Raw genomic sequence first — 24,913 nt, 5'->3', positions numbered from 1 at the left:
GGTATGTCCCGCTTTTGAATATCTAAAAAAATCCCCCGCCCCTGCCCTGCAGGAGTGAGGGATTTCATTAGCATTTGCTGATTATGCTTCAAAATTGTATAGAGGAGTGCTGAGATAACGTTCGCCGTTACTTGGAACAATGACAACAACACGCTTGCCCTTGCCCAATTGTTTAGCCACCTTCAAGCCTGCGAAAACAGCCGCCCCCGAGGAGATGCCGGACAGAATGCCTTCTTCCTTGGCAAGCTTGCGGGCCGTTTCAAAGGCCTCCTCATTCTCGACATGAATGATTTCATTATAGATATCCTGATTTAAAATTTCAGGGATAAAGTTCGCTCCGATACCCTGGATTTTATGCGGGCCCGGTTTGCCACCCGCCAGAATCGGGGAAGCTGCCGGCTCAACCGCTACAATTTTAACATTAGGAAATTCCTGCTTCAGTGCTTCCCCGGCACCGCTGATCGTACCGCCTGTACCGATACCTGCTACAAAGGCATCCAGCGTTCCGCCGATGGATTGAATGGCTTCCACGATCTCAGGGCCTGTAGTTTCCCGGTGGATCTTGACGTTCGCTTTATTCTTGAACTGCTCTGCGGCGAAGTAATCCGGGTTCTCCTTCAGAATCTCCTCCGCTTTCTTAACCGCACCGTTCATACCTTCAGCCCCCGGTGTCAGCACAAGCTCCGCTCCGTAAGCACGCAGCAGATTGCGGCGCTCCAGGCTCATCGTTTCAGGCATAACAATAATGGCTTTGTAACCTCTGGCTGCCGCTACCATCGCCAGACCGATGCCCGTATTGCCGCTGGTTGCCTCAATAATCGTTCCGCCCGGTTTAAGAAGACCTTCCTTCTCCGCTTCATCAACCATGCTGAGAGCGATGCGGTCCTTTACACTGGATCCAGGATTCTGATATTCCAGTTTTACATAGATTTCCGCACTGTTTTCCGGCACGATGCGGTTCAGACGGACAAGCGGTGTTCCTCCGATAAGTTCTGTAACGTTATTGACGACTTTAGGCATACTAAGTACCTCCTTGGCAGATGGCTATATTTTCACTTCTGATTTCCGAGTAAAAAGGTAGGTTTTACTAGTAATCATATCAATCCCACCCGGATTTGTCAACCATGCTTCTTGAAAAAAACATACGGCAGACCGGGATGAGACCGGCACAGCTTGTGTTCATCAAGATGACGGGAAATCAGCCGTGATCTGTGCGCCATACTTTGAACGGAGGTTCTTTTCCAGCTCCTCAAGCGGCCCTGCCTGCTGCAAGGCGAGCTCACGCCGGACCTCCTGACGGATTTCCTGCCGAGGCTCGGAATCCTCCGTTCGTATACCCTGGACATACACGATGGCATATCCATCAGGCACCTGCAGCGGCCCGGCGCTTTCGCCAGCATTTAAGCTTCTGGCTGTTTCCATGACGGTCACAGGGAGAAAGGGATCATCTTCATCTGTCCAGCCCAAAGAGCCGCCGTTATCCCTGGAGAATTGATCTGTAGAGTAAGAACGCGCGAGCTTCGCAAAATCCTCGCCTTTATCCAGACGGTCCAATATTTCTTCCGCCTCATCCTGCTTGTCCACCATGATCCAGGCCAGATCCATTTGCTTGCGGGAGCTGTATTCATCCGGATGCTCCCGGATATAGCTATCCACCTGTTGATCATCAATATGAATTCCCAGAGTCGCAATCTTCTCCAGACTGATCCTGTACATCGCTTCAAGGGTTAAATCGTCCCGGGAAAGGCCGAACTGGTTTTGCATTTCTTCATAATAGGCTTCTTCCGACACGTATCCTTCCATCTGCTTTTCCAATCTTTCCTGAATTTCTTCCTGTGTAACCCGAATGCCTTGCGATTTGGCTTCCAGAGCGATCGCTTTGCGGTTTAGCATTTCCAGAAGCATACTTTTCCCATATCTTTTTTTTAACTCTTCTGCCCATTCCTGTTCAGATATCGTGTCGTCACCGATGATGGCAGCAGCATGCGATCCCTCATCCTTGAGATCCGCATCAGTCTCGCCGTTATCCCGGTCGGGCTGCAGTCCTTTGTAACCTATTAAACCGCCCAACACCAGAACGCTGATGGTCAAGACAACGACAGCCGCCAGTAACCCCTTCTCCTGTCTTGTCATCCCAATCGCTCACTCTTCCCCGAGTTATTGTACTTCTTTACGCTTTGACTTGATCCAAAAGCCGCTGCAAATGATCTTTATCGAAACGGTAGGCCTCATTGCAAAATTGGCATACGACCTCTGCCTGTCCATCTTCAGCAATCAGTTGTTCAAGTTCATGCTGTCCCAGGCTGATCAGTGTCTTTTCTACCCGCTCTTCAGAGCACTGGCACTGAAAACGAATATCCATGCTGTCCATAATCTGAACATCAGGCAGCATCCAGCGCAGCATTTCTTCCAGATCCAAGCCCTGGTCGAGCAAGGAGGTTACCGGCGGAAGAGCGCCTACAGCGTTCTCAATCGCCGTAATTTCATCATCGTTCAGCCCTGGCAGCAGTTGAATGATAAATCCGCCCGCAACAATCACGGAATTGTCGGTATCAACCAGGACACCCAAACCTACGGCAGACGGCGTTTGTTCCGATTTTGCAAAATAATAGGTGAAATCTTCCCCAAGCTCGCCCGAAATGATAGGTATGCTGCCCCGATAAGGCTCCTTCAGCCCCAAATCCTTTGTGATGTGGATGAAGCCACTCGTACCTACAGCGCCTGCTACGTCCAGCTTGCCCACACTGTTGCTGGGCAGGTGTACATGAGGCTCTGCTACGTATCCGCGCACCTCCCCTTTGGCATTCGCATCTGCCACGATCTGACCGATGGGACCATCGCCTTTGACCTGCACCGTCAGTTTCTCTTCACCTTTCAGCATGGCTCCCATCATGGCAGCCGCCGTAACCGTCCGGCCCAGCGCGGCAGTCGTTGTAGGGTAGGTGTCGTGTCTGCGGCGCAGCTCTTCCGCAAGCTCTGTCGTGCGGATGGCAAAAGCTCTGACCCGGCCTTCCATCGCCGTTCCCCGGATCAACCGGTCCTGTAGTTTCTCCATTATGTGTTACAGCTCCTTTTTATGTGAAAAGCCATTCTGGCTTTTACGTGTTGTTATTCTTTTTCCAATTATAGACGAAAAACGCCGCCAATCCAAACCGGGCACAGGCCGGCAGGTTTGAGCGGCAGCCAACTTTCCTTCATGCACACTAATCCTGATTCCGTTCGTAGATAATTCGCAGTCCTTCCAGGGTCAGCAGCGGACAAACCTCCTGTATGGACTTCGTTTCCCCGGCGATCAATTCTGCCAGCCCGCCGGTCGCGATGACCTTCAGCCCACCCCCCATCTCCTGTCTGATCCGCTCTACAATTCCGTCCACCTGCCCGGCATAACCGAAAATAATCCCGGCCTGCATCGCATGTACGGTATTGCGGCCGATCACCTTCTTCGGCTTCTCCAGCTCAATACGCGGCAGCTTGGAGGCCCGCTGATACAACGCCTCGGTAGAAATCCCGATCCCGGGCACAATGACACCACCCAGATAATTGCTCTGGCCATCAATGCAATCAAAGGTTGTGGCCGTGCCGAAATCAACAACCACGAGTGGTCCCTTAAATTGATCCACCGCCGCCACGGCGTTTACAATCCGGTCAGCGCCTACCTCGCGCGGATTTTCATACTTAAGATTCAAGCCTGTCTTGATGCCGGGACCCACCAGAATCGGTTTTTTCCCAATATATTTTGCACACATTTGCTCCAGCACCCTTACCAGTGGAGGCACGACAGAAGAAATAATAACTCCTTCGATCTGGTTGACGGAGATGCCTTTCATGTGAAATAAATTATAGATCAGCACACCATACTCGTCCTCCGTTGCCTGTCTGGACGTACTGATCCGGTAATGTTGAAGCAGCTCACGGCCACGGTATACACCTAATACGATATTGGTATTTCCTACATCAACTACAAGAATCAATAGGGATCACCCTTCTTTCTTCCCGTTCTAACAACAGTAAACCTAAACATCCTTCAAATGTACACAACGTTACGCAGTCTGTCAATTTCTTCAGTGCGTTCATAAACCGCAAAAAAGGAGCCCCAGGTCAATGGACCTTTTGGGACTCCTCTGCACCCAGAGAACCTGGTTTATGCGTTGGTTGGTGGTGTTCCGCCGCCCGAATTACCTTGGTTGTCAGGATTTTGGCGATTAGGCAGATCATTCGGAATGCCGTTCGCATTTCCGTCTGCCTTCTCATCCTGGCTTTGAATTCGTATGCGGACATCTCCGATGCTGTCGATGGTTGGCTGCCCACTTTCAGGCTTTCCACCCTCGCCTCCATTTCCGTCCAGGGAACCCGTTTCAATCAGCTGCTTGATTTGATCCAGCTCCAATGTTTCTTGCTCAAGCAAGGTTTGGGCAATCAAATGAACCTCTTTGGAATGCTTGGTCAGCAATTCTTTGGCGCGTTCATAAGATTCCGTAATGAAACGGTTCATTTCCTGATCGATCTGGTAAGCGATCTGATCACTGTAGTTCTGTTCATGGCCGATATCACGGCCCAGGAATACCTGGCCTTGGGATGTGCCGAACTGCATCGGACCAAGCTTCTCACTCATACCGTATTCCACAATCATGCTGCGGACAATGCCTGTTGCCTGCTGGAAGTCGCTGTAAGCGCCTGTTCCGATTTCACCGATGAACAGTTCTTCCGATACACGACCGCCAAGGAGACCGGTAACCTTATCCAGCAACTCCTGCTTCGTAGTCAGCATGCGGTCTTCCTTCGGAAGCATGATCACATATCCTCCGGCACGTCCGCGCGGAATGATCGTCACTTTATGAACCATATCGGCATGTTCGAGGAAATAACCGACAATGGTATGACCCGCTTCGTGGTATGCAACGATCCGCTTCTCGCGGTCACTGATGACACGGCTGCGTTTTTCGGTACCGACGATAACACGGTCAATGGCTTCATCCACCTCGATCATGGAGATATCCTTGCGGTTGCGGCGTGCTGCAAGCAGCGCGGCCTCGTTAAGCAGGTTCTCCAAATCTGCTCCTGTAAAGCCTGTAGTTCGCTTCGCAATGACGTCCAGCTTGACGTCCTTGGTCAGCGGCTTGTTGCGCGCATGAACCTTCAGTACCGCTTCGCGTCCTTTAACATCCGGACGGTCGACGGTAATTTGACGGTCAAAACGTCCCGGACGCAGCAGGGCAGGGTCCAGGATGTCAGGGCGGTTGGTCGCAGCAACGATGATGATGCCCTCGTTCGCTCCGAATCCATCCATTTCCACAAGCAGCTGGTTCAACGTCTGTTCGCGTTCGTCATGGCCGCCGCCAAGGCCTGCGCCCCGCTGGCGTCCGACAGCGTCAATCTCGTCAATGAAAATGATACAAGGCGCGTTCTTCTTGGCGTTCTCAAACAGGTCACGCACACGTGAGGCACCGACACCGACAAACATCTCAACAAAGTCAGAGCCTGAAATACTGAAGAACGGCACGCCCGCTTCGCCGGCAACAGCTCTGGCAAGAAGCGTTTTACCGGTACCCGGAGGGCCTACAAGCAGGACACCTTTCGGAATACGTGCGCCCACCGCTGCGAATTTGCGCGGATCCTTCAGAAACTCCACCACTTCGACAAGCTCCTGCTTCTCTTCGTCTGCTCCGGCAACATCCTCGAACGTTATCTTTTTCTTCTCTTCGTTGTACAGACGGGCACGGCTCTTGCCGAAATTCATAACCTTGCCGCCGCCGCCCTGGGCCTGGTTAAACAGGAAAAAGAAGAGAAGGAACATAATGATAAGCGGAATGATAGATGTCAAAAAGGTCAGCCAGATACTCTGTCCTTCCATCGGCTTCATCACAAAACTAAAGTCGTTTTGATCACTCAAACCAATAAGTTCGTTGACCGCCGCTTCGGTAGGAGGAATATACACTGAAAAGTTTTCGGAAGTAGCATCAGCCGGCTTTTGTTTATACGTACCGGTTACGAGATAGGCATTACCGTCAAATTGAACTGTGACACTTTTGACGTTGTTGTCTTTTATTTCTTGCCGCAGCTCATCATATCTAGGGAGATCGGCAGCTTCGTTACCATTGCTGACAAAATGTACGATGCCCACCACGACTAAAAAAAGAATCAAATAAAAACCAGAATTCCGGATGAACCGATTCATCCCCTACCTCCTCTCAAGACGCTCAAGTTATTTTACCATAGCCTGTCAGGGCTTCTCAACAAACACTCCCCTGCCGGTCCTAGGACCTCAGGCCGGGTTAGTTGGTATAGATCTCCGGCTTCAAAATTCCAATAAAGGGCAGGTTGCGGTAACGCTCGCTGTAGTCCAGCCCGTAGCCGACCACAAACGCATCCGGAAGGGTGAAGCCGGTAAAGTCAGCTTCCAAATTGACTGTGCGGCGGGCCGGTTTATCAAACAATGTGACCACCGTCACCGAACTGGCATTGCGGTTCTTCAGCAGCTCGATCAAGTGGCTGAGTGTCAGCCCGCTGTCGATAATGTCTTCAACAATCAGGACATCGCGTCCTTCAACGGATTGATCCAGGTCCTTGATGATCTTGACGACGCCTGATGATTTGGTCGAATCCCCGTAGCTGGAAACAGCCATAAAATCAAGTTCAAGGGGGACAGTAATGGTTTTAACCAAATCAGCCATAAATATAAACGCGCCTTTAAGCACGCAAATGACCAGAGGGTTTCTGCCCTCATACCGTTTGCTGAGCTCGGCGCCCAGCTCCCTGATTTTATTTTGTATTTCTTCCTCGCTAATTAAAACTTCCTGAATATCATTGTGCAACTGAGTGAACCTCCTAAATGTATACTTATGAAATCCGCAACCGCTCAATCACCGGTCACCGTCCCACCTTCGGGTTGCCAAGACATATAAATAACCGAAGATGTATTTGCTTGCACGGCGGCATGAGACGAGCGCCGGACACCCGGAATCCACAATACAGGTCCGGAACCGTCACATACCAAAGGAATAAACGACCGCAGGGAAGGAGGTATCTTGTCGTCGATAAAAATATCTTTCACCTTTTTCCTGCCGTTTAATCCCATCAATTGCATCGTGTCCCCCGGTGCGCGCGTTCGTATAGTCAGCGGAAAGGTCAGAAATGCTTCATCCAGCATGGCCTCGTAAGGACCTGCGGGAATGCGGAATTCAGACGAATCTGTAAGCCTTACCCAGGAAATCACACCTCTGGCCTCGGGAAGCCGGATAAAACCACTGTCCTGAGAACCATGGATTTCATAATGAAATACAGCCAAAGCTGTCATGGTCTGCTTCCGTTCACGGGTAAAAAAACTCGCCGTATCATATTCCCTTGCCGCTACGGTCGTGCCGCCCAAATCAAGGCTCCATGTCGTCGGATGATTTTGGATCATCCCTTGCCTCACCGCTTCAATTTTGTGAAAATCCACATTTTCACTGTCCGAAGGCAGGTAGTTTAATATTAGTTTAATCAACCTCCGTTGTAAAGCGACGGTTAAATCCCGGAATGCGGCCACCCTTATCGCTGAACGGCCTCCCTCTTTGTGAACAAGCGCTTCGTAGGCCAGGTGAGCTTCAGTATCCATATGTTCGTCCTCGGCACTCATGATTTCAGCCAGACGGTTCAGGGAAGGCACCAACTGCTCATTATATTGCCCCAAAAAAGGCAGCACATCCAAACGAATGGCATTGCGCCTGTACTTTCGCTGCTCGTTGCTGCTGTCGATGGCATAGGGAAATCGCTTCTCCTCACAGGCCCGGATCAAATCCGTCTTGTACATACGAAGCATTGGCCGAATGAGTTGCACCTTTTTTTCGCGGCGTACAAAACGCATTCCGGACAACCCCCCCGGCCCGCTTCCCCGCAGCAGATGCAGGATGACGGTTTCCGCCTGGTCATCCGCATGATGTGCAAGAGCAATACTGTTCGCCCCGTAGCGCACTGCGATCTCGTGCAAAAAACGGTATCTCAGCTCACGTGCCGCCTCCTGCGGCCCTTTGCCGGTGTCCCTCATATACCGGGGAACATCCACCTGCGCCAATTCGAACGGGATGTTCAGCCCGTCCGCCAAATCCCGGACCAGCCCCGCCTCCCTATCGGATTCCTCCGGTCTGAAGCCATGATGGACATGCGCGCAAATCAGGCGCAGCGGCATATGCAGCCGCGAGATTTCCTCCATGGCATGCAAAAGAGCCACAGAATCCGGTCCACCGGAAACTGCGACTACAATGCTGTCCCCAGGAGCCCACATCATATGCTCTGCTGAGGTATTCAGCACATGTTCAATGATGCTGTGCCACGATCGTCCTTCCATTCCTAAATCCTCATTTCTGCCAATCGGTTATGTATTTCAGCGCTGTCAGCGCAGCGCCATCCAGATTGCTCCGGCAAGTAACACCAGAGAAGCTGCGAATGCGAAGCCAAGCCAGTGCGGCTTATTTTTACGCCCTGCCGCCTTCTGTCCTCCGGCTCCGGCCAGTTGCGACCAGGCCAGCGCAGCCCGCCTGGTATTCTTATGCTCACCGCGCAGGGCTGAGCTCAGCCAACCCGCGTAGGGCCGCAAGGCGCGGCTGCGGGCAACGATGCCCGTCAGCTCTGAGATGCTGCGCAGCTGCGGCAGCTTGGCGGCCGCAGCCTTCAATGCATCCCCTTCAAGGATATGAAGCGTAAGCAGGGCAAAGGAGAAAAGATCGTACTGCGGATCGGCGCTGCGGCCTCCCGCATTCCAGTACCCGCGGTCGTACCACTCCGTAAACTGCTTTACACTGTTGCCTGTTCTGGTCACTCCCCCGTAATCAATCAGCTCGGTTTCAGCGAAGGAAGCCACCATGATATTCTGAGGCTTCAAATCCCCGAACACCCAGCCGCTCTCATGAAGCTCTGCCAGCCGGTTCAGAACGCCGAGACCGGCCACGCCATACCACTGTGCGCCATGTCGCGCAATGAAAAGATGCAACGGCTCCCCTTTGACATATTTCATTACATAAAAAGGAACATCCCTGTCCTTCAATATGAAATCGTCAACCTCGTACAGATAGGACGGTACTCCGTTGGTTTGAAGTGCAGCCTGCTTCCCCTGGTTCTGCAGTGTAGTCAGCACATTGATTTCGGACTGAAGATCAAGCGCATCTTTCCCCAGCTTAAGTGCATACTGGCGGCCTTGTCTGGCATCCCTTACCAGGTATACGGTTCCGTTTGCTCCGCGTCCCAGCATCCGCTGAATCACATAGCTTCCCCGCTTCCATTTGCCCAAGATGACTGTGCCGGGTGCCAGACCAGGATCAGACGACGTAGTCACCGGATATCCTTTCTCCTTTGCCGTAAGTTTCTGCCAATCTTTGTTCTTTTTCTAGTGTAACATATCGGAAATAATCAATCACTTCCAAAATCGCAGGCCCTGTTGGCGTAGCCCCTCGCATCGGAAGCCGCCCGAACAGGGATTTTATTTTCCCCAAATCGTCCGTCCACTCCACATCGCAAACTGCGCCATCTCCATACGGCGAACCCGGAAAGTGAAAAACCGCGATACGGCTAGGTCCCGTTCTGGCCTGCAGGCTGAGCATCAAATCCCGAATTGCCTCCTCAACCGCAGGCAGCTTCGGTTTCATGCTCGCACTGGCATCAATGACAAGCGCTACGTCCAGCTCACTCGTCTCTGTCAGCTCATCAACCACTTCCACCACCCGCGCCCGGTCATCAGGTGGCAGCTCCTCGATGGTCCCCGCGCCTCCAGTGCCAAGAATGTTCTTTAACTCCTTGTTTACCGCGTGCTGAATGGTCTGAACCACGGTTTTCCGTGTCATCATCTGCATCGTGTGAGCAAGCTGGCGTGTACCGACAATGCGGCTGAAGCCACCTCCTGCCTTGGCGATGTCCTCAATCTCCCGGCTCCCCCATTCGCCGATCGTTCCGTAGTCAATAACACCGGCCACATTAACCGTAATGCCTTGCTGAAGGGCTTGAGCCGCCGCTGTCACCGGACTCGGACCGACATTGGAACATCCGTCAGTGATGATTAGCATCTGTTTCATACAGATCAGCCTCCCGTTTGAACTCGATTCTTCCTCTATGACTCTATCATTGCCTGGTTGAATCGATCTCAAACGGGAATTTCTTTATTTATGCGTCAGCTGATCACCATTTCCCGGGTAATGGACAATATGACGGTGTGGGTCAGCTTACTGTCCGTGGTCTTTCCATTCGCTGCAGGCCAGGCATATGAAGGGTTGACCATTCCGGCAGGAAATGATGGACCTGGCTGACCACCACGGTCATATCGTCGTGTACTTGGTGCTGCTGCTCCCGAAGCACCTTGTCCAGCAAGGCATCGGCCATTTCCTGCGGGGTATCATCCTCCAGCTCCAGAATCAGCCGCTTCATCCACAGTTCTTTATTTACGGCATAGCCAGGGGCATCATACACACCATCCGTCATCATGATCAGAATATCTCCCGCCTGCAGCTGAACCGTAATTAAATCAACATCAATGTCCTGAATAATGCCGATCGGAAGGTTGCTGGCGGATATCGGGATCACCTCTTTCCCCCGCTTGATGAAGCTTGGAGTGGAGCCTATTTTCATAAATGTGGTTTTCGCGGAATACTGATCTATTAAGGCCATATCCACCGTGGCATACATCTCTTCCGGCGAACGCAGCATCAGCACGGAATTGACGGATTTGATCGCAAGCCGCTCATCCATTCCGGACTGAAGCAGTTGCTCCAATATATTAAGCGCGGCACTGCTCTCCTGCCGGGCCCGCTCCCCGTTGCCCATGCCATCGCTGAGCGATACGGCAAAGCTACCATTTCCAAGCTCGACCGTACTGAAGCTGTCCCCTGACAGCAGATCCCCTTCTTTGGCCGTATAGGATACTCCCGTACTTACTTCGTACGTTTTGGCCGAGCCAAACGTTACCGTCGTAAGCCCCTGTTTTGAATGGGCGGGCGCTTCATGCAGAACGGTAATATGCTCATCCAAAATATCTGAAAGCAGAGGTGCTATAATTTTTCGGCATTCATCATATCCCTTCGTGTAAGCGTGAATAATCTCAATTTCTACTTGCCCGGCATCAAGACTGACAATTTCAATGCCGCAAATGGACAATCCGAGCTGCTCGAGCGCTTCACGGATCTGATCCTCCTGCCGGTGCATGGCGCGGTTCTCCCGCTTGATTTCCCTCGCCAGGTCGTCCATCACCTGGGAGACACCCGACAGCTGTTCTGCAACCAGCAGCCGGCTGTCATAAATCTGACGCTTCCACTGTATATTATGCTGATGCAGTCCGTACTGCTGTTTCATGACATTCAGCACCGCATCCGTCTTGGCACAGGTCCTGCTCCAATGTGCAGGCATTTCCTGCGGTTGGAGGTCAGGTTTCTCTTCGATGGAGCTCATCATTTCAGTCATATATTGATAGGTTTGCATAAATTTTTTGTCCCAACACTGCTCTCTCTTGAAGCAGGAGGCACAGGTGCTTTCGGCTACCGCGTTCATAAAATGCCCCATCTCCCCGTCCCCGGTGGCCCCCGCTCTGGCAGATACCTGCTGAAAGCTGCGCGCCAGCTGACGGAATACCTCCGAGAACTGACTGACACGTTCGGCCGTAAGGTCCCGGATCCGCTTCGCATATTCATGCTGGGAACGGGCGTGCTCCTGCGTTCCGGGAATGTACCTTCCAATGCGAAGATACAGGCTTTTGGGGGTCAGCAGAAATAGAAGGATCGCGGCACTGCTTTCCCAGGTTGAGCGCATGACATCCCCGCTGCCGTCCATGTAAATGGAGAGTATGGAGGAGCCAAGCAGCATTCCCAGCGCTACCGCAGGCTTGCGGCCGTCGCGGAGCATACCGGCCAGCAACCCGGAAAAGCCGAGCAGACTCATCTGCATTACGGCACCCATGTCGGCAAGACTCAGAATAAGGCCTGTAATGACACCGACAGACGCCCCAAGCGGCGCTCCTCCTACCAGTGCAAAAACGAGAATCAGATAACGGGAAAGAATATGATCCACCGACAGCCCCTGGAGGCTCCACCCTACCGCTCCAGTCATCATCGAGGCAAGCAGGATGATAAGACACAGAATCTCTTCATTCTTGAGCTGGCCTGTCCGCTTCGAATGTGTAAGCAGCGGAATCGCCTGAATGAACACCAGGGTAAGCATAAAGCTTAGCACAGCGTCAGTAGTCATCATCAGTACAGAGTACCAGGTAAAAGACGGACCAATCACGACACGAAACAAGTTCACCATAAACACGGAGATAAACACCATAATTGGAGTAAAGGACAGATCAAGCTTGCCATATATATTAAGCCCCCGATGAACCAGGTAAAAGAGCAGTAGCTCGCCTCCAATGACAAAAAAGGCGGGATAAGGAGCAAATAAAGTGCCAAGCAGCACGGAAGCCGCGACAGGAAGCATAAGATCCCGGCGTAAAAATGATATGACAGCAAAATAAGCGGCGGCAAAAGGAGCCAGTTCATTCAAAATGGTGGCTCTGCCAAGAAGAAACCCCATTGCAGAGAACATGAGAATCCATCTTTGTGCGTACACTGCCTGAACCGCTTTATTGGATTGTATGCGTTCTGAGAATCTGTTCAGCCAGCTTACGCGATGGCCGGCTTTACGCTTGTCCGATTTGGTTCCAGGAAATTGTACGACATTCCACTTACTCATTGTCAGGCACCCCATTCATCAATTTGATGTTTCCTATCTTACCCTGCCTTTCCGGGAAAGTTTGTCAGAACCCCACGGACGCAAATAAAAATATTCCGACAAAAAAGCAGGGTCCGCGAAACAAGGAGGAAAGCATGGCGAAGCATTGCCACCGCCGCGTTTCATCGCTCCAGGGCCTCTGCCAAACAAAACGATGGCCTCCTTCCTCTGACTCTCTTAAACTATTCATGCTAGCGATTGGCCCCATGTTTACTGGAAATGAGTTGGAAGTTGTCGGACGGTTTGGCCAGCACGACAAAAAAACCGCAGCTGCCTTTCGGCGCTGCGGTTCTTCGCTATATATTCATCGGGACACCTAGCTACAGAAGGTCATTAAGGGGTTAGACGCGTTTGGCACCTCTACCGCCGCGTTTGCCTTCCGTATTCTTCTTCAGTGAAGAAATGCGTTCCTCACTATCTTTCAGGAAGCGTGACATTTTATCCTCAAATGAAGGTTTACTTGCTGCAGGCTTAAATGGTCTGCCTCCACGATCACGGTTAAATCCGCCACGTCCTTGGCCGGAACCTCCACTGCCAAACCGGTCTCCACCACGATCCGGCCGTGGACCTCTCGGTGCCGGAGCCTCCGAAGCCGGTTTGTCTACAGCCTGCTTAATCGAAAGACCGATCTTGCCGTCCTTGTCGACATTAATGACCTTAACCGTAACAACATCATTGATCTTCAGGTGGTCGTTAACATCTTTAACGTAATTATCGGCGATTTCCGAGATGTGAACGAGACCCGTGACACCTCCAGACAAATCCACAAATGCTCCAAAATGCGTGATGCCTGTCACTTTGCCCTCTAACTTGGTGCCCACTTCAATTGCCATAGAATAAAATGATCCTCCCTTAAAAATATACAACCCGATTTTTCGCAAAAAAATCCCGCTGTGGTGATTTGATTATACAGAAAGGCGCAAATAAGGTCAACTAAGCAAATGCCTTATTCCGCTTATTCATCACCGCTGATAATAGGCGTTTCTTCAGGCAGGTAGAGGCCGTATTTGCTGCGGGCCATCTCACCGATGTATTCAGGGTCCTGTAGGCGGTTGACTTCATATTGAAGCTGCTTGTGGGATGCATCAGCCGCTTGCCGTTCCTTTTCCTTCTGGGCAAGTACCTTATTCTGTTCCGCCATGCTGACGGCCTGAGTGAAAAAGGTGATAATCGCCCAGATTGCGAACAGCAGCACGACAATCAGCCAAATCATGACCCGTCTCCGCCCGCCGGCTTGCGGATTAGACGATGAAGAGACCGATGAGTGATTTGCAGACGAGTAGCGCATGATTTACCTCCTAACGAACCAACGATCTATAATTCCTTTGACAAACCTGCCTGCACGGATAAGCCAGACGGGTGTTTTCCAACGGGAAGCAATCGGCCTTAACATCCACAGCAGCAACCGGCCGAAGGGCCTTAGCAGAATGAGGACCATTTTCCCCAAATATAATAGGAGCGTTCCGATTCCAACCATGCAGGCTAAAATGAATCGGTAAAGCCCGAACAGCGGCAGAAAAACCAAAACTCTGAATATATGATAAACAATAGCTGTAAGCTTGCGAACAATCTCTATTAACTTTACCACAATTAGTTGTACTATAGCACTTAGAGTCCAAAAATAGAGCAATGCTCCTAAAATCAGCCCTAAAAATACATAAAACCGCAATTCACCGTGATTGCTGGCATACAGCATACGGAAAATGAACACAGCCGAAAGCACCCAGTACAGCAGATCAATGAGATGAATGGACCAGCGGGTCAACCGCAAACGGTAAGACAGCACCCGGTAACTGTCAAACACCGCCCCCATGGCCGCTCCGGAGAACAGCATGTACATCAGTGTAAGCCACTGGCTGTAGGGGCTCATTTAAACAGCTTGCCCAAAAGACCTTTGCCGTTTTTGGTCTGGGATCCGGGATCCAGATAAGCAAGAGAGCTGATCAACCCTTCAATAGAGAGCAGTCCCTCTTCCAGATTAAGATTTTTGATATGCAGGTTCTGTCCGCGGATCGTCAGATGACCGAGCTCGGTTTGCAGCAGAAACTCTTCACTGTCGAAGCTTTCTACGTTTAAAACCCCGGTAAGGTCGAGCTGTTTCCGATTTTGCATCCGCAGATCATGCTGTTTCGGCTTCCCATAGTCCGTCATGGCATGTACCCCTCCTTCTGTTAGATAGCTTATGAAGCAGGGTACAAAATAGAACTGTTTTATTACGCCGGCCGAATTATGCAAAAAAGCATTCCTTCACCGGAATGAAGAAATGCTCCTTCTTGGAGTCATCGGTTGAGGATGCAGGGCTTACCACTCAAGGCCATTGTCCTTGGGAATCGGCTCTTCCTTAATCAGGGTATACATGCCTGCGGCCTCATCTTTCCGTGTCGTATCCGCAAGCTTCTCGACCCGGACCGTTACCAGCTTCTGACCAAACTGAACGGTAATCTCATCGCCCACTTTAACTGCACTGCTAGGTTTGGCTTCACGGCCGTTGACTACGACTCTTCCCTGCCCGGAAACATCCTTGGCCACCGTACGCCGTTTAATCAGCCGTGATACTTTCAGAAATTTATCTAGACGCATTAATTAACGGCTTCTTTAAGCTTGTTGCCAGCTTTGAACGCAGGCACTGTGGATTCAGGAATTTCAATGGTGTTGCCTGTTTGCGGGTTGCGTCCTGTACGGCTGGAGCGCTTGCGTGTTTCGAAAGTGCCAAAGCCGATCAGCTGAACCTTGTCTCCGCTAGCCAGAGCATCGGTGATTTCACCGATAAAGCCATTCAGTACGTTCTCCACGTCGCGCTTGCTCAGACCGCTCTTGCTGGAAATGTTGTTGATCAGATCTGTCTTGTTCATAAATTAAAAGCCTCCTAGAATTCAAAAAATAAGGTTTGCACAAGAGACATGCTTCAAAAGCATTAATCTTGTATTCTTGCTGGCCAAAGAAAATCCTGCTAAACACCATACTTTTTTTGCAATTTGCGGGTAAAAGCAGCCCATTTCTCTTATCTACAGCATGGACCGCTGCAAATATTCCCAAACATGTGATAGAGAAAATATTTTTTTAGCCGTTCCCCAGGACCTTCTTGGCCTCCTGCCAGTACAACTCCATTTCATCAACTGTGCTGTCCTGCAACCCCCGCCCCTGCTCCCGCAGGCGGTCTTCAATGTAACGGAACCGTTTCGCAAATTTGCGGTTGGTCATCGTCAGCGCTTCTTCAGGATCAGCCCCGATGAAACGGGCCGCATTGACGGATGCAAACAGCAGATCTCCCAGCTCCAAAGCCTGGTTCTCAGGGGACTGCTCTTCCCGTACCGCCTCCTGCAGCTCTTCCAGCTCCTCATGGATTTTGTCAAACACACCATCAATGCTGTCCCAGTCAAAGCCCGTTTTGGCCGCTTTCTTCTGCAGCTTGTACGCCTTCATGAGCGCCGGCAGATCACGCGGAACACCGTCCAGCGCCGATTGCTGCGCAGTCTCAATCCCCTTAAGTCGCTTCTCCTCCGCCTTCATTTGCTCCCAATTTTGCAGGGCAGCTTCCGCGTCCCCCGCTTGCTGATCCCCGAAGACATGTGGATGCCGGAAAATAAGCTTGTCATTCAATCCTGCAAGGATATCATAAACCGTGAATGTGCCAAGCTCCTCCTCCATCTGGGCATGAAGCAGGATTTGCAGGAGCAAATCGCCCAGCTCTTCCTTCATGTGGTCCGGATCGTCATCATCAATCGTTTCAAGCACCTCGTAGGTCTCTTCGATTAAGTTTTTACGAATGGACTGATGCGTCTGTTCACGATCCCACGGACAGCCCTCGGGGCTGCGCAGAATCGCCACAATCTCATGCAGACGGTCAAATGAATGCCTGCGCAGCCGCTCGTCCAAGCTCCGTGGTACGTACACCAGGGAGAGATTGCCGTAGTCTTTAACACGATCCAGCTCGTATAGCGGAACCTTATGTATGGCTTCTTCTCCCGCTACGCCCAGTGCGTGGCCCACAATGACCTCGTAATCATCGGGATAACGCTCCATCAGGCAGAGCTTCACGTCCGAGGCAGTAAAACTGTCATAGACCTGTCCGATCAGGGTGTGAAGCTGTGGCTGCAGCCAGTCCGGCTTCAGGTTACCGGCATCCAGCAGCTGAAAGCCTTCAATGGGATCAAAGCCGAGCCTGACGAACGCCTCATCCAGAAAGCTTTCCCCGCCCAGGATGCTCAAGGGAATGCCCTGCTCGTCGCACTGCTGCTTGAGCAGCCCCACGGTAGCTTCAGCCACCATCGGGTGTCCGGGCACAGCATAGACAATCTCCTGCTCCGGTTGTCCTGCCGCAGCCATACTCACCAAACGAGCGGCAATCTCCTGATACACTTCCGGGAAGGAATCCTTGGCCTCGTAAATTTCATCAAAGGATTCAGCCTGCACGCCGTACTCCTCAAGAGCAGCCAGCACCGGGTGCTCCTTTGTGCGTAAATACAGCGTATCCGCCTTCCGCAGTTTATTTAAAATACCGACTGTAAGCTGGTCCGGATCTCCCGAACCGAGACCGACCACTGTCAGGGATGCGCTCATCCTAAACCCTCCGTTTCGCGGCACGTAATCTGCCGCCTGATCATCGGCTCTACTATAACATATCGGAACTATTTACACGAATCCGGCGCTGCTTCGGCAGTCTGCTCGCTAGCTCAACAGCCGCACTTTGTGCAGCAGCTGCACCAGCGGCGGCCCGAGCTTCGGCAGGGCGGCCAGCTCCGCCTCTGTGAGCAGCCGCAGCCTGACGGCGGCAAGCATGAACACGGCGGCGCCTGCGAGCACGCCGAGCAGGCTTGCCGCCGCCGCGGACGTACGCCCGCCGTCCGCGGCTCCCAGGGCGCCGAGCACAGCGCCGGCGCCCCAGGCCGTGCCCGCCGCCGCCATAGCCATGGCGGCGAGGGCGAGCGCCGGCTTCAGCACGGCGGCGCTCCAGGTCAGGCGCAGCCCCGCCAGGCGGGCGAGCAGCGCGATGTTGAGCGCAGCCGCCAGCAGGTAGGCGGCTGCGCCCGCGATGGCGGCGCCGGTCGTGCCAAGTGAGGGCACGAGCAGCCAGTTAAGCGCCGCCTTCGCCGCCGCAGCGGCAAGCATGTGCGCCGCTGGCGCGCGCACGGCGCCCAGCCCCTGCAGGAGCGCCGCCGAGATAATGCTGACCGATCCGCCGGCTGCGGTCAGCGCCATCCAGCTCATCACCGTACTGCCGCTGTTGTCGGTGTAAAGCATAATATTAATGGGCTCGGCCAATACGGCAAGCCCAGCCGCAGACGCCAGCCCGAGCAGCCAGAACCAGCGCAGCGACAGCTCGCATTGCTTCCGGACCAGCTCGTGTTCCCCTCTGAGCTTCGCTTCCGCCAGCGAAGGAATAAAGAGCGCTGACAGCGTGGTCGCAAACATCATGACCAGCTGCACGAGCGGCAGACCACGGTTGTATACGCCGAACAAGACCATAACCCCGGCCTCATCCAGGCCTTCCCGTTTTAAAAGGCGGGGAACGGTAAAGGAATCGACCAGATTGATCAAAGGCACCGCCAGAGCGCCGAGGCATACCGGGAGCGCATAACGAAGCAGTGCGGCGATGAGCTCCCGGTTGTCCGCCGGGCGTGAACGTTCCCCGTATTCGGATTCGGCTAAACTAACCGTGATTTCTACCCGTGCGGCAGCCTTTTCTGCCAGCGTTACGGCAGGTTCCCCTCCGGAAGCCGCCGTCTGATGAACATCCGCAGCTAATCGACCAGGTCTCCTGATATGTGCTTTCCAGTAAAGCAGCATCACGACCAAACCTGCTGCACCTCCTGCCGCCGAGCCGAGAATGGCTCCCGCTGCAATCCATTCAGGCCCCCATCCCTGCCTGACCATAAATAACAGCAGCACGATCATCACCGCTACCCTGACCATTTGCTCCGTCACCTGGGAGACGGCGGTCGGCACCATATTTTGCAGCCCCTGAAAATACCCGCGCAGCGCCGACATCACGGGAACAAACAGGAAGGCGGCAGCAGCAGCCCGGATGGACGGAACAACATGCGCATTGTCAATGAGTCTCCCCAGCAGCGGAGCTCCTGTGTAGGTAAGCAGGCCGATCAGCAAACCGAAGCCCCCAAGCAGCAGCGAGGACAGCTTGATGACCCGTTGGCCTGTCTCCCTGTCCCCTGCCGTCTCATACTCTGCCACAAATTTGGAGATCGCTACGGGGAAGCCTGCTGCCGCAATGGTAATAAGTATGGTATAGAAAGGGTAAACGGTGTTATATATCCCGAATACACCGTCCCCCCCAATGTTCTGCATCGGGATTTTCTGCAAGGTGCCGATCAGCTTCGTGATCACTGCCGCCGCGCTTAAAATCAATGCGCCCTTCAGCAGTTTGCCCGCCGTATCCCTGTCTTTTATGATAACCACCCGATTCCCATCATCCATTGTGCCAACCCGAAAAGCACCCTTTTGCTTCCGAGCCGTCCGATAATTATTGATTATCTTACTATACCCGTTCCCCTGCGGCAAACAAAACTCCCGGGCGTCCGCGTGCTTTTAGCACCTCGCAGACAATCCGGGAGCGCGATTTTACTTCTTACTGTTCCATCTGCTTTCCAAGGAAAGCAGCGGCGGTTTCCGACATTTTCGTTTCCATTTCAGACATGGTTACCTGATCATCCTTATTGAAGAGGACAACGGCACCAATCGGGTCTCCTCCCGAAATAATCGGCGCTGCGACAAAGGATGAGATCTTTTCGGCATGATCTTTGGTAATTTCATAACTTCCGCTGTTGGTTTCCAGGACCGTTTTACGGTTATCCATGCAGCTCTCAATAATCGAACCGATCGATTTTTCGAGGTAATCCTTTTTGGAGCCCCCAGCCACCGCAATGAAGGTATCGCGGTCAGAAATCAACGTTATATGGCCTGTCCCCTCATACAAAGATTCTGCATACTCCTTCGCAAAGTCGCCCAATTCCCCGATCGGCGAATATTTCTTCAGGATGACTTCGCCATCCCGGTCCACAAAAATCTCCAACGGATCCCCTTCACGGATTCGTAATGTACGGCGAATTTCTTTAGGGATAACCACGCGACCAAGATCGTCAATGCGGCGAACAATACCAGTAGCTTTCATTTCACAAGTTGCCCCACTTTCTCTGGAAGATTTGTTAAAACTACTGATTCTGCGGCCATAACATCCTTTCTGAAGCCCGTTAAAGCGCCAGCCGGCCTATGCATATCAGCGTCAATGAAAGGACCCGCTTTATCCATATACCGTAAAACGGCGAGTATCATTTTACCATAAACGCCGCTGAGAATTATGGTTCCGGCCTCCTACGGAGGAAAAGGACGTGTTGCTCAAGACCATTGTTGTGATTTCTGACCATAGTATTCATCGCCTCCCATTTTCTTATTCATAAGCCGGAGATTTTTCCTTCGATAATATAATTAACCATAAAATATGATAATATACAGTTTTTATAACACAGAAAAAAGACGCCGATTTCAGCATCTTTTCCCTGGTTTCTAATTTTATTTGCCGTCTGCAGTGCCGGTGCTGTCTTCCGCGCTGCCTGATTTCTGATCTGCCGATCCGGCCGATGAATCCGTACCCGTCGCTGCTCCTTTATTGTCCGCTGCAGGTGCTTCCGGGGAAGTTGTACCTTCTTTGCTGCCATCCTTGCCCGTCTCAGCGGCAGGTACAGCCGGAAGATCAATTTTGGTAATCAGGGCATCCAGATCTTTCGTCATGAAATTCGTAACATTGTTGGAGACAATGGAACTCATCAGGCTGTCTTTCTGCTCGGCTGTCAGCTTCGCATAATCAGCTACCGTACGGGATTCCACTTTAATGATATGATATCCGTACTCAGTTTCGACCGGATTGCCAATTTCATTGATCGGCTGTGTCTTGGCGGCCTCTTTAAATGCATCAACCCACTGCCCGACTGGGGTATCCTTATACAGCCCGCCCTCCGAGGCAGAACCCGGGTCCTCCGAATATTTCTTCGCAATCTCGGCAAAGTCCGCCCCGTTCTTCAGCTTGGCTTCCACATCCTTGGCCAGCTTCAGGGTCGCTTCCTTGGTCCGTTCTTTATTGGTTTTCGGATCTGTAAAGTTAATCAGGACATGGCGGACGGTAGCCATTGTAAACTGATCCTTGTTTTTCTCGAATTCGGCTTTCAACTGCTCGTCCGTCACTTTCACCTTTTCATTTTCCGTAACGGTCATGATGTTGGTCAGGTAATTCTTCACATCATTTTCTGTCAGCTTTTGCTGATCCAGCATCGTTTTAAATTGGTCAGCCCCCACCGAGCTCTTGAACTGGTCGAATTGTTCCTGTCCGCTTTTTGCGCCGGCTGTCTTGGCAGCGTCTTCAGCTTGCCCAGCCAGATATTCATATGCGATTTCCTGCTTCACAATGGTTTCTCTGACATCTGCCGTGTCCAGCATTTGCGCGTAGTTGGGATACAGCAGCTTCATCATGCCGATCTCCCGGTTGAATTCATTCTCCGTAATTTCTCCGCCCTTATAAGTAGCCACCACCTTGCTGGTATCCTTTGGCTTCTCATCGGCGGACTGTTCGCCGTTCTTGCCGCATGCCGCGAGCAGAGATACAGTCAGCACCACCGCCAGGCTCAGCAGCAGCGTCTTCCAAGATCCGGCTTTATTTGGCAACATCCTGAAGTTCCTCCTTCGATTTAAAAGCATCCTTCAATGCTTCCAGAAATTGCTCAAGCAATTCCACAAGCTGAGCATCCTTGAGACCCCGGCCCTGGATACGGGCTGTTATTGGCGCCCCTTGTTCAAATTGTACACGTCTTTCAAACTGATTGCCAACCTGCGCCAGTTTGGAAGTTTGCACCGCCTGCTGCCGGCCTTCGTAAAAGCGGATGATGACTTCGTCCTTGCGTTTCGCAATCGATTCGATGCCATACATTTTGCCATACACTTTCATCCGGGCCACAGCCATCAGATTGCGCACCGCCTCCGGCAGGTCGCCAAACCGGTCAATAAGCTCTTCCTCAAGCTCCGCAGCTTCTTCAAAAGAGGCGATTACCGCCACTTTTTTATAAATTTCGATTTTCTGGATGCTGTCATAAATGTAATCCGCAGGGAGATAAGCGTCAAAATGAATATCGATGGATGTTTTCCAATGCTCTGCAGAAACGGTTCCTTCACCAAACATCGTGATTTTCCGCTTGTTGATCTCCTCGGCCAGCATTTGCGAATACAGGTCAAAGCCAACAGACGCAATAAACCCGTGCTGCTCGGCGCCCAACAGGTTGCCTGCGCCGCGGATGGACAAATCGCGCATTGCGATCTTGAAGCCGGAGCCCAGCTCCGTAAACTCCTTGATGGATTGCAGACGCTTCTCCGCCACCTCAGTCAATACCTTATCCCGCTGATAAGTAAAATAAGCGTAGGCAATACGATTGGAACGCCCTACTCTTCCCCGCAGCTGATACAACTGGGAAAGCCCCATCTTATCCGCGTCATGGACGATCAGCGTGTTCACGTTCGGAATATCCACGCCAGTCTCAATAATGCTGGTGCTCACGAGCACATCGTATTCACCATCCAGAAAATCAAGGATCGTCTTTTCCAGTTCGGATTCCGTCATCTGTCCATGCCCGATTCCCACCTTCGCATCAGGGACAAGCGCGTTGATTTCGGCCGCCATTTCCTGAATGCCCTGCACCCGGTTATATAAATAGTACACCTGTCCTCCGCGTGCCATTTCGCGCTCTATAGCCTCTCTGACGAGAGACTGGCTGTGTTCCACGACATAAGTCTGCACAGGAAAACGATTTTCCGGCGGTGTCTCGATGACGGACAGATCACGGACGCCCAGCATGGACATATGCAGCGTACGCGGAATCGGGGTGGCTGTCAGGGTGAGCACATCCACATTCGTTTTCAGCCTTTTCAGCTTTTCCTTATGGGTTACACCAAAGCGCTGCTCTTCATCTACAATCAGAAGTCCGATATCCTTGAACACCAGGTCCTGCGACAGCAGACGATGGGTACCGATGACGATATCAACCGTTCCCTGCTTGAGTCCTTTTGTGGTTTCATTTTGCTCCTTGCGCGAGCGGAAACGGCTTAACACCTGAATGTTGAACGGATATCCCGCAAACCGCTCGCGGAACGTCTCATAATGCTGCTGCGCCAATATGGTGGTCGGAACGAGCACAGCCACCTGCTTGCCTTCAATCGCCGCTTTAAACGCCGCCCGGATAGCTACCTCCGTTTTCCCATAGCCTACGTCTCCACACAGCAGACGGTCCATGGGACGACCCATTTCCATGTCCTTCTTAATTTCTTCAATAGCCCGAATTTGGTCCCTCGTTTCCTCATAAGGAAACATAGCTTCGAATTCCTGCTGCTCAGGCGTATCCTTCTCAAATTTGTATCCAGGCGCAGACTGGCGCTCAGCATAGAGCTTGATCAAATCGTCGGCAATATCCTGCACCGAGCTGCGGACCTTGTTCTTCACCCTCGTCCATTCATTGCCGCCCAGCTTGTAAATTTTCGGCTCCTTCTCTTCTGAGCCTACATATTTCTGAATCAGATCAATTTGTTCGATCGGCACGGACAGCTTGTCACCGCCCGCATACAAAATATGCATATAATCTTTGTGGATTCCCGCCACTTCCAGCGTGCCGATCCCCATGTATTTGCCGATCCCATGATTCTGGTGTACGACATAGTCGCCGACTTTAAGCTCCGTATAGCTCTTGATCCGTTCGGCATTGTCCATTTGCCGTCCCTGCTTGCGGGTTCTGCGCTGCTTCTGCGAGAACATTTCCCCTTCGGTAATGACGGCAAGATGAATGGATGGCAGCTCAAAACCGCTCTGCAGGCCGCCGATCATCATCGTCGGCTCGGGGATATCATAGTCCTGCAAAACTCTTCGCATGCGGTCAAGCCGCTCCTCCCCGCCCGCCAGCATAATGACCCTTGTTCCCGCCTTGGTCCATCTTTCCATCTCCGATTTCAGCACATTCATTTGACCGTGAAAATCCTGCATTCCCCTGCTGATGAAATTTAGAATATTTTGCGGCTGGGTATGAGGAACCTGGCGCAGGAATAGGGACATAAACAGCGTCTGGAAAGGACGCTGGTACAAAATTTTCTCCGAATCAGCCGATAGCACGAGCTGGGGCAGTGTCTTTCCGTTCTGCAGAAGATGCAGGTTCCACTCCGATTCATCCCGTTCAAGCTGCTTGGCCGTCTCCAGCATGCGTGCAGGCTCGTCGATGACCAGGATCGTATCCTCGGCCATGTAGTTCATAAGCGTTGTGCATTCAGGATATAAAAGTCCGATATATTTATAGATTTCATCAAAATAAACATGCTCACGCAGCATTTCGAGTTCACGCTGAATTTCTTCCTTCAACCGCAGCTTCGCCTGCCGGTCCGTCGTTTTCGCAATCTGCTCCTCCAGCAGTTGGGCCGCTGCGTCTGCTGCCTTATCCATACGGCTGTTGTCAGCAATCTGCTCTCTGCACGGGGTTACCGTAATCTCTTTTATTTTCTCCACCGAACGCTGGTCCGCAGGATCAAAGGTACGGATCGAATCAATTTCGTCATCAAACAGCTCCACACGGTAAGCCAGATCTGTCGTCATCGGGTAAAAGTCAATAATGCCGCCCCGTACGCTCAATTCCCCCCTGGACTCGACCCGCTCCACCCGCTGATAGCCCAGTTCAATCATACGCAGCAGAAACGGCTCTATCTCAATCGTTTTTCCTGTCTCCAGATGGATTTGTCCGTTAACAAAAACCCGTGGATCGGGCAAATAACGGCGCACACCCGAAAAAGGCGCAACGACGATGCCGCGAAAGCCTTGTGCGCATTTAACCAGCACCTCGATACGCTGCGACACCGTTTCAGGGCTGGATACCGCTGCTTCTGCCGCGACCAGCTCATTGGCAGGATAGAGCAGCACCCGATCAGAAGAAAGCGCTTCCTGTAAATCATCCGCGATCTTTTGGGCAGCAAACATATTATGCGTTAACACCAGAAGGGGCCGCTGCGTTTGCTCTACTACCGCAGCCATCAATACTTGGCGCGCCGAACCGGACAAACCGGAGATCAGCTGCTCCTTCATACCCGATGCGATTCCCGCCGTGATCGATCCGAGATCGGCATCCTTGGAAAATTCCTGAATAAGTGCTTGTAACAAAAAAAG

At 52.0% G+C, this 24,913-nt stretch carries 21 protein-coding genes; all 21 read right to left on the bottom strand.

The genetic code is table 11. The annotated features are described in order from the left end of the window. Positions 1-81: 81 nt before the first annotated feature. Positions 82-1,020, bottom strand: coding sequence for a cysteine synthase A (gene cysK / locus ACE5LO_RS22080; RefSeq protein ID WP_375522130.1), 939 nt, complete (start codon positions 1,018-1,020; stop codon positions 82-84). A 162-nt stretch (positions 1,021-1,182) separates the two neighbouring features. After that, positions 1,183-2,133 carry a peptidylprolyl isomerase gene (locus ACE5LO_RS22075; protein WP_375522129.1) on the bottom strand — a complete coding sequence of 317 codons (951 nt, stop codon included), beginning with the start codon at positions 2,131-2,133 and terminating at the stop codon, positions 1,183-1,185. A 37-nt stretch (positions 2,134-2,170) separates the two neighbouring features. Beyond that, the gene (hslO, locus tag ACE5LO_RS22070) at positions 2,171-3,055 is read right to left on the bottom strand and encodes an Hsp33 family molecular chaperone HslO (RefSeq protein ID WP_375522128.1); all 885 of its coding nucleotides are present in this window, start codon (positions 3,053-3,055) and stop codon (positions 2,171-2,173) included. A 148-nt stretch (positions 3,056-3,203) separates the two neighbouring features. After that, positions 3,204-3,971, bottom strand: a complete 768-nt coding sequence (locus ACE5LO_RS22065; protein WP_375357311.1) for a type III pantothenate kinase — start codon at positions 3,969-3,971, stop codon at positions 3,204-3,206. A 170-nt stretch (positions 3,972-4,141) separates the two neighbouring features. Beyond that, positions 4,142-6,175 (bottom strand): ATP-dependent zinc metalloprotease FtsH, encoded by a 2,034-nt coding sequence (ftsH, locus tag ACE5LO_RS22060; RefSeq protein WP_375522127.1) that lies wholly within the window; start codon positions 6,173-6,175, stop codon positions 4,142-4,144. A gap of 97 nt (positions 6,176-6,272) precedes the next feature. Next, a complete protein-coding gene (gene hpt / locus ACE5LO_RS22055) occupies positions 6,273-6,812 on the bottom strand; it encodes a hypoxanthine phosphoribosyltransferase (RefSeq protein ID WP_375522126.1) in 540 nt (179 codons plus the stop codon). A 44-nt stretch (positions 6,813-6,856) separates the two neighbouring features. Then, the gene (gene tilS / locus ACE5LO_RS22050; RefSeq protein WP_375522125.1) at positions 6,857-8,323 is read right to left on the bottom strand and encodes a tRNA lysidine(34) synthetase TilS; all 1,467 of its coding nucleotides are present in this window, start codon (positions 8,321-8,323) and stop codon (positions 6,857-6,859) included. Between the two features lie 45 nt (positions 8,324-8,368). Beyond that, positions 8,369-9,307 (bottom strand): serine/threonine protein kinase, encoded by a 939-nt coding sequence (locus ACE5LO_RS22045; RefSeq protein WP_375522124.1) that lies wholly within the window; start codon positions 9,305-9,307, stop codon positions 8,369-8,371. Further along, positions 9,291-10,040: a vWA domain-containing protein gene (locus tag ACE5LO_RS22040; RefSeq protein WP_375522123.1), complete on the bottom strand. Its 750-nt coding sequence runs from the start codon at positions 10,038-10,040 to the stop codon at positions 9,291-9,293. The genes ACE5LO_RS22045 and ACE5LO_RS22040 overlap by 17 nt, the downstream gene beginning before the upstream one ends. Before the next feature lie 142 nt (positions 10,041-10,182). Then, positions 10,183-12,684 carry a stage II sporulation protein E gene (gene spoIIE, locus ACE5LO_RS22035; RefSeq protein ID WP_375522122.1) on the bottom strand — a complete coding sequence of 834 codons (2,502 nt, stop codon included), beginning with the start codon at positions 12,682-12,684 and terminating at the stop codon, positions 10,183-10,185. 380 nt (positions 12,685-13,064) lie between these two features. Beyond that, the gene (locus ACE5LO_RS22030; protein WP_375522121.1) at positions 13,065-13,556 is read right to left on the bottom strand and encodes a S1 domain-containing RNA-binding protein; all 492 of its coding nucleotides are present in this window, start codon (positions 13,554-13,556) and stop codon (positions 13,065-13,067) included. 122 nt (positions 13,557-13,678) lie between these two features. Then, on the bottom strand, positions 13,679-14,011 hold the full coding sequence (locus tag ACE5LO_RS22025) for an FtsB family cell division protein (RefSeq protein WP_375522120.1): 333 nt from the start codon (positions 14,009-14,011) through the stop codon (positions 13,679-13,681). A 3-nt stretch (positions 14,012-14,014) separates the two neighbouring features. Next, positions 14,015-14,593, bottom strand: a complete 579-nt coding sequence (gene yabQ, locus ACE5LO_RS22020) for a spore cortex biosynthesis protein YabQ (protein WP_375522119.1) — start codon at positions 14,591-14,593, stop codon at positions 14,015-14,017. Then, positions 14,590-14,874 (bottom strand): sporulation protein YabP, encoded by a 285-nt coding sequence (gene yabP / locus ACE5LO_RS22015; protein ID WP_375357301.1) that lies wholly within the window; start codon positions 14,872-14,874, stop codon positions 14,590-14,592. Before yabP ends, yabQ begins: the two co-directional genes overlap by 4 nt. Positions 14,875-15,024: 150 nt before the next feature. Beyond that, positions 15,025-15,303 carry an RNA-binding S4 domain-containing protein gene (locus tag ACE5LO_RS22010; protein WP_375522118.1) on the bottom strand — a complete coding sequence of 93 codons (279 nt, stop codon included), beginning with the start codon at positions 15,301-15,303 and terminating at the stop codon, positions 15,025-15,027. Continuing rightward, on the bottom strand, positions 15,303-15,575 hold the full coding sequence (locus ACE5LO_RS22005; protein ID WP_375357299.1) for an HU family DNA-binding protein: 273 nt from the start codon (positions 15,573-15,575) through the stop codon (positions 15,303-15,305). The genes ACE5LO_RS22010 and ACE5LO_RS22005 overlap by 1 nt, the downstream gene beginning before the upstream one ends. 208 nt (positions 15,576-15,783) lie before the next feature. Next, complete coding sequence (gene yabN, locus ACE5LO_RS22000) at positions 15,784-17,283, bottom strand: bifunctional methyltransferase/pyrophosphohydrolase YabN (RefSeq protein WP_375522117.1); 1,500 nt, start codon at positions 17,281-17,283, stop codon at positions 15,784-15,786. 108 nt (positions 17,284-17,391) lie between these two features. Continuing rightward, complete coding sequence (locus tag ACE5LO_RS21995) at positions 17,392-19,128, bottom strand: putative polysaccharide biosynthesis protein (RefSeq protein WP_375522142.1); 1,737 nt, start codon at positions 19,126-19,128, stop codon at positions 17,392-17,394. Positions 19,129-19,306: 178 nt separating this feature from the next. After that, positions 19,307-19,849, bottom strand: a complete 543-nt coding sequence (gene spoVT, locus ACE5LO_RS21990) for a stage V sporulation protein T (protein ID WP_375357297.1) — start codon at positions 19,847-19,849, stop codon at positions 19,307-19,309. Positions 19,850-20,247: 398 nt separating this feature from the next. Then, complete coding sequence (locus tag ACE5LO_RS21985; protein ID WP_375522116.1) at positions 20,248-21,396, bottom strand: peptidylprolyl isomerase; 1,149 nt, start codon at positions 21,394-21,396, stop codon at positions 20,248-20,250. Then, complete coding sequence (gene mfd / locus ACE5LO_RS21980; protein ID WP_375522115.1) at positions 21,383-24,907, bottom strand: transcription-repair coupling factor; 3,525 nt, start codon at positions 24,905-24,907, stop codon at positions 21,383-21,385. The genes ACE5LO_RS21985 and mfd overlap by 14 nt, the downstream gene beginning before the upstream one ends. Between the last annotated feature and the right edge of the window lie 6 nt (positions 24,908-24,913).

Source organism: Paenibacillus medicaginis (assembly GCF_042138635.1).
Taxonomy (GTDB): domain Bacteria; phylum Bacillota; class Bacilli; order Paenibacillales; family Paenibacillaceae; genus Paenibacillus; species Paenibacillus medicaginis.
The sequence above is the reverse complement of the archived record's forward strand: the minus strand, read 5'-3'. Positions and strand labels throughout refer to the sequence as shown.

Excerpts from the sequence above, each read along its gene's own strand:
- ACE5LO_RS22010 (WP_375522118.1), bottom strand. The coding sequence starts at position 15,303 with ATGCGTCTAGATAAATTTCTGAAAGTATCACGGCTGATTAAACGGCGT.
- yabN (WP_375522117.1), bottom strand. The coding sequence starts at position 17,283 with ATGAGCGCATCCCTGACAGTGGTCGGTCTCGGTTCGGGAGATCCGGAC.
- cysK (WP_375522130.1), bottom strand. The coding sequence starts at position 1,020 with ATGCCTAAAGTCGTCAATAACGTTACAGAACTTATCGGAGGAACACCG.
- ACE5LO_RS22040 (WP_375522123.1), bottom strand. The coding sequence starts at position 10,040 with ATGAAACAGATGCTAATCATCACTGACGGATGTTCCAATGTCGGTCCG.
- yabP (WP_375357301.1), bottom strand. The coding sequence starts at position 14,874 with ATGACGGACTATGGGAAGCCGAAACAGCATGATCTGCGGATGCAAAAT.
- spoIIE (WP_375522122.1), bottom strand. The coding sequence starts at position 12,684 with ATGAGTAAGTGGAATGTCGTACAATTTCCTGGAACCAAATCGGACAAG.
- spoVT (WP_375357297.1), bottom strand. The coding sequence starts at position 19,849 with ATGAAAGCTACTGGTATTGTTCGCCGCATTGACGATCTTGGTCGCGTG.
- ACE5LO_RS22025 (WP_375522120.1), bottom strand. The coding sequence starts at position 14,011 with ATGCGCTACTCGTCTGCAAATCACTCATCGGTCTCTTCATCGTCTAAT.
- yabQ (WP_375522119.1), bottom strand. The coding sequence starts at position 14,593 with ATGAGCCCCTACAGCCAGTGGCTTACACTGATGTACATGCTGTTCTCC.
- ACE5LO_RS22005 (WP_375357299.1), bottom strand. The coding sequence starts at position 15,575 with ATGAACAAGACAGATCTGATCAACAACATTTCCAGCAAGAGCGGTCTG.
- ftsH (WP_375522127.1), bottom strand. The coding sequence starts at position 6,175 with ATGAATCGGTTCATCCGGAATTCTGGTTTTTATTTGATTCTTTTTTTA.
- ACE5LO_RS21985 (WP_375522116.1), bottom strand. The coding sequence starts at position 21,396 with ATGTTGCCAAATAAAGCCGGATCTTGGAAGACGCTGCTGCTGAGCCTG.
- ACE5LO_RS22030 (WP_375522121.1), bottom strand. The coding sequence starts at position 13,556 with ATGGCAATTGAAGTGGGCACCAAGTTAGAGGGCAAAGTGACAGGCATC.
- ACE5LO_RS22075 (WP_375522129.1), bottom strand. The coding sequence starts at position 2,133 with ATGACAAGACAGGAGAAGGGGTTACTGGCGGCTGTCGTTGTCTTGACC.
- hslO (WP_375522128.1), bottom strand. The coding sequence starts at position 3,055 with ATGGAGAAACTACAGGACCGGTTGATCCGGGGAACGGCGATGGAAGGC.
- tilS (WP_375522125.1), bottom strand. The coding sequence starts at position 8,323 with ATGGAAGGACGATCGTGGCACAGCATCATTGAACATGTGCTGAATACC.